This is a genomic window from Armatimonas sp. (assembly GCF_031410135.1).
In the GTDB taxonomy this organism is placed as follows: Bacteria; Armatimonadota; Armatimonadia; order Armatimonadales; family Armatimonadaceae; genus Armatimonas.
Genome location: NZ_JANNYP010000172.1, coordinates 1 through 4,247, shown reverse-complemented (window position 1 = coordinate 4,247; position 4,247 = coordinate 1). Strand labels below are relative to the sequence as shown.

Genomic DNA, 4,247 nt, shown 5'->3' with positions numbered 1-4,247 from the left:
GTAGGCAGCTCCGGCACCCAGAACAATCGCCTCCCCGACTCGGCCACGGACTGCAGAGCCCACAGCTGCCGCACCGAGGCCCACGCCAAGGTTACGCATCGCGTTCTTGTCATCCTGTCGGGTCATTCTAGGGCCGTTTCCCTGCGCCCAGCCTGTTCCCACGAGACCGATCATCGCCAGTCCTGTCAGTAGAATGTGTTTGGTATTCATCTCCGTAAGCTCCTTCTCCTCGTTTACTTAGGGGGCTTTCGCAGCGCCCTATGTGAGAAGAAACGCCCTCCACTTGATGCATGTGACAGGAGTGACAAACTGCACTCAGTCCCAGCTCTGGTAGGTGTCACGGACAGAGTCCGCCCAGCGTCGTAGAGCCTCTTTGCGCTTCTCAAACTGAAGGGCGACTGCCAGCACGCCGATTCCCAGGATCGTTAAGTACACGCCAAAGTTGATCTCTCTCAGAGGATCCCAGAGCTTATTGATCAGGAGCGCGATCAGAAAGGCAACGCCGCCGCCCAAGTAGACTTTTACCCGCTGCCCAATTCCCGCCGCGACTGCGATCAGGCACTCTAGCACCAGAAGAATCGCGTGCTGCCACTCGTGTGGGTTCAGTGCGACGGCCAGAAACGATGAGCCCAGCAAGAGAAGTAGACCTGGCCCCCGAAGAGGTGCTTGATCCATGCGCTCCGCCACAAACAGCAGGTAGATTCCCAGGGGAAGCAAAAAGTAATTCAGCCGGTTTGAGCCGAGGCCGTACTGGTCGAAAAAGTAGAGCCCAAAGGCGGTGAAGGCACAGGCAAAAGCGCCATGGAGGTAGTTCGGCTGGCTCCGTAGCCCCGCTGTCGCTGCGAGAGTGATGGCTCCCAGCCCCAGCGTGAAGATTGTCCAGCGGCCTTGATCTTCGCCTGCCAGCCCCAGAAGCCCCACCACAACCGCCACACCGACGGTCGCGACGCTGACCTTACTGAGTACCTCCCAGAGTGGTGTGCTCCGGCGCAGACCTGCCGCAAGCCCGAGCCAGAAAAGAGAGATGCCTGAGAGCAGGAACCCGGCTTGCGCTAGTGAGAAGTGGGGATGCGGAAAGCCACTGGCAGCAAGGGTGACGGTTGCCGTCGCAAGACTCGCCGCCGTCGCAACGCCGCTGGGACGGTGCAGGCGAAGGGGCACGACTGCCAGCGCAAGCCCCGTGACCAGGAGCGAGAGGGGCGTGATGCCAGAGGGCAAGAGAGCCGCTGCAAGAAAGCTAAGCACGGTAACGAACTCCGTCAGGCGTAGTTGCTTGGGCGCATTGTCTTCCGTCCGATCCAGCCAAAGCAAAACCGGAACCAGAGCCAGTCCCCAGAAGGGAAGAAGGGCAGGTGGCAACATACCCGCCGCCAGATGCCCTGCGGCCAGTAGCCAAAGTGCTGCACGTAAGCCTAAACCACTCGCATCTTTAAGCGTCGCTCCGGCAAGAGCGAGTGCAAAAGCCAGAACGGTCTGCGGCAGGAGTGGTGTGCTATGGAGCCAGGCAAGCCACTGGACAGCCGTCACTAGTCCCAGCGGAATCAGAGCGTAGCGCGTGGTCTGAGGGCGACTCTGCCAGAAACCCCACCCACCAAGCCCCGAAGAGGCAAGAAGCAGAACGCTTCCACAAGCAACTGCCGTCGTGCGTTCACCCGCGTAGTTCCAGAGCCCGTTTAGCTGTCCGACGCAGGCCCAGGAAAACGCGGCACAAGCGCTCTGGCGGAGCATAATCGCATGCTCATCACTTGCCGTTCGCAGGCTACCCAGACCAAAGGCCAGCGCGGGAAGCAGCAGCCAGCGCAGCTCGTTGGCGGGCAGGTGCGTGAGGCTCACAAACCAGGTGTCTAGTGGTAGGGTCAGCAGCCGCGCTGCCGCGAGCGAAAGCGCCGAGACACACAGCAGCCCTCGTGGGGTTCGCGAGGCGACGCGCCAGAGCACTGTCGTGGCGATAAAGAGACCCGCGATTGGGAGATCTTGTTTTTGTGGATCTAGGACAACAGAGAGTGCTCCCAGAAGCGTCAGAAACTCGGCGCTTTTTTGGTAGGGCTCGGGGCACGCCGAGAGCCGTGAGAGAAGGGCGGTAAGCGTGCCCGTCGCCGCGAGAATGCCGCCTCGTGCGACAAGGCTGGCACCATCGGGAAGCAGAAACTGAGTGCCCAGTGCGGCGGTGAAAGTCGCGGCATAGCCCAGCCAGGCGATCTGGAGGCGGCTTCCCGTGAGGCCATAGAGCCCTGCCGCGACAAGAAATGTCACTCCCAGAACCGCGTTGCTCATCTCTCCCTGACCTTGCGCCACGTAGAGCAGGGACGTGCCCATTCCTGCAAGCGTGAGCAGGTGGCCGGAGAGTGCCCGCATCCGATCCTGCGGGCTACCATCGCGCTGGACTCCCCAGAAACTGAGGGTGGCAAGCCCAAGCAGGCCCAGAATCAGCGTGGGCCAGAAGAGCATACTGGGAAGAAGCCCAGCGGCTCCCCACACCGCTCCTGCGCCCGCCGCCGCGAGCAGACCAATCAGTAGAGACTCCCCGGTGGTGCGTAGTCGCCAGGCGTAGATACCGCCGCTGAGGAAAGATGTCAGGAGTGCGGTCAGGGGCCAGGAGAGCAGCGACGCGAGCCCGAAGACTTTCAGAGCGATCCCACAGAGCGGGATAATCAGGCAGCCCACCACGCCCAGCACTTGCGCACTCTGCGGATGCTCCTCGCGCAGGCTGTCGCTCAGGCGAAGCAGGCCCGCCGCCGCCAGCGCTAGGACGAACAAGAGCAGGAAGCGCCCGATGCCGTCCCACTGCCACTGTACGAGTAAGACAAGCCCTGCCAGCAGGAGCAACGAGCCGACCAGGTGCAGCGCGGCGATATTGCGCTCCTCTAAAAACGCCAGAAATCCACGCCGGGGTGGGGGAGCGGGTGTGGGTTGCGGGGCCACATCGCCGCTCAGATCGTACATCGCCAGCCGGGGCGGATCAAGCGCCTCACGCCGCGCTGTGTACTCGTCGTAGAGTGGCGCGAGAAAGGTTTCGGGGACGCGGTTCTCGGTGCGCCAGCGACGTAGCTCTTTCAGAAGAAAATCCAGACAGACACGTTCTTCGGACATGCGATGTCCTCCTAGGATCAGTATGCCCGTAGAGAGAAGTTTGTGCCTGAGACAAAGGGCCGATAGAGAAGTCCTATTTTTCTAGGACCAATCTGAGCCTTTTTGATGAATCGTTGCCGCCGATTAAAATCGGCGTCTCAGAGCCTCGTCCCTCGGCTACGAAGTCGCTCCGCGACTGGAAGTTCTTTTCTGGTAAAATTTCTTGCGTAACAAACTATTGTTTGATAGACTCTCCGACATGAATGCACGACTTTGGAAGATCGGGACGCGGCGCGCGATGGCCTATGTGGAAGGGCGGGAGAACCGCGATTTATTGCTGACGGCAGCAGGAAAGCTCCCCGAGCCGGTGAAGCGTGGGGCGAGCCTGGAGGCGGAACTCCGTGGGGCAGTGGCGGTCTACACCGACCGCAAGGGGAAGCCTTTTGCCTGGCTCATCGCCTTTGATCCAGGCCGCTGGGACGAAGTGAGCGCTCTGGTGGGGAGCTAATTGGGGCAGCTCGCGTGCCACGGCGTGCGTGCCGGGTTGGGCAAGGGGATTGGGTAGCGGCGCATCAAGTCCACACCCGACCAGGGTATCCCACACGGATCTTTGAGAAGCGCTCCCTTGCTCATCCACTTAGCGTGGCCATCAAAGAACGTCACATTGACCCCGCCCTGGTGTCGGGTCATCGCGAGAACCGGCTCTCCAAAGCCCAATTTATCGTAGAGGTTCTTTGGTGGCTCGAACCAGGAGTCGTCGAATTGTCCTGCTTTTTCTGTCACCACGATAATCACGGCGGGCGTGTCGACGGCGGCGAGTGTTAGCGACTCAGCGGCACGGTTGGCAACATACGAGCGTGGCTTGTTGTCGGTGGAGTTTGGGGTGCGCTTGCCATCGTCTGGGCAGATCAAGAGACTCGGGACATTGGTGGTATAGGGCAAAATCTGGTTCCACCAGCGGTTGGTTGCATTGGCACCGAGTGGCGCGGTGGGGTTGGCGCGGGAAAAATCGACGTTGTGTCCGAAGAAAAACAGCGTTTCGTCGTAGTCCTGGGAGTACATCGAGAGGCCTATTCCTAGCTGCCGCATGTTGGAGAGACAGCTCACTTGCCGGGCCTTGGCGCGTGCTTGAGCAAAGACGGGGAATAATATGGCGGCCAAAATCGCGATGATCGCGA

General features: G+C 60.7%; 4 protein-coding genes. 1 reads left to right on the top strand and 3 read right to left on the bottom strand.

Annotation, left to right across the window (positions count from 1 at the left end; genetic code table 11):
- Both RMO15_RS06105 and RMO15_RS06100 read right to left on the bottom strand, forming a co-directional pair.
- A partial coding sequence (locus tag RMO15_RS06105; protein WP_309709263.1) for a hypothetical protein occupies nt 1–210 on the bottom strand: 210 nt, incomplete at its 3' end.
- A 105-nt stretch (nt 211–315) separates the two neighbouring features.
- The gene (locus RMO15_RS06100; RefSeq protein ID WP_309709260.1) at nt 316–3,090 is read right to left on the bottom strand and encodes a hypothetical protein; all 2,775 of its coding nucleotides are present in this window, start codon (nt 3,088–3,090) and stop codon (nt 316–318) included.
- Nucleotides 3,091–3,328: 238 nt separating this feature from the next.
- Here RMO15_RS06100 and RMO15_RS06095 point away from each other — a divergent pair, with 238 nt between their 5' ends.
- Nucleotides 3,329–3,577, top strand: coding sequence for a hypothetical protein (locus RMO15_RS06095; protein ID WP_309709258.1), 249 nt, complete (start codon nt 3,329–3,331; stop codon nt 3,575–3,577).
- On the opposite strand, the gene RMO15_RS06090 is transcribed toward RMO15_RS06095, so the two are convergent.
- Nucleotides 3,574–4,247: DUF1559 domain-containing protein (locus RMO15_RS06090; protein WP_309709255.1), on the bottom strand; the 674-nt coding region annotated here is incomplete at its 5' end. The two genes, RMO15_RS06095 and RMO15_RS06090, sit on opposite strands and share 4 nt — an antisense overlap.

Excerpts from the sequence above, each read along its gene's own strand:
- RMO15_RS06100 (WP_309709260.1), bottom strand. The coding sequence starts at position 3,090 with ATGTCCGAAGAACGTGTCTGTCTGGATTTTCTTCTGAAAGAGCTACGT.
- RMO15_RS06095 (WP_309709258.1), top strand. The coding sequence starts at position 3,329 with ATGAATGCACGACTTTGGAAGATCGGGACGCGGCGCGCGATGGCCTAT.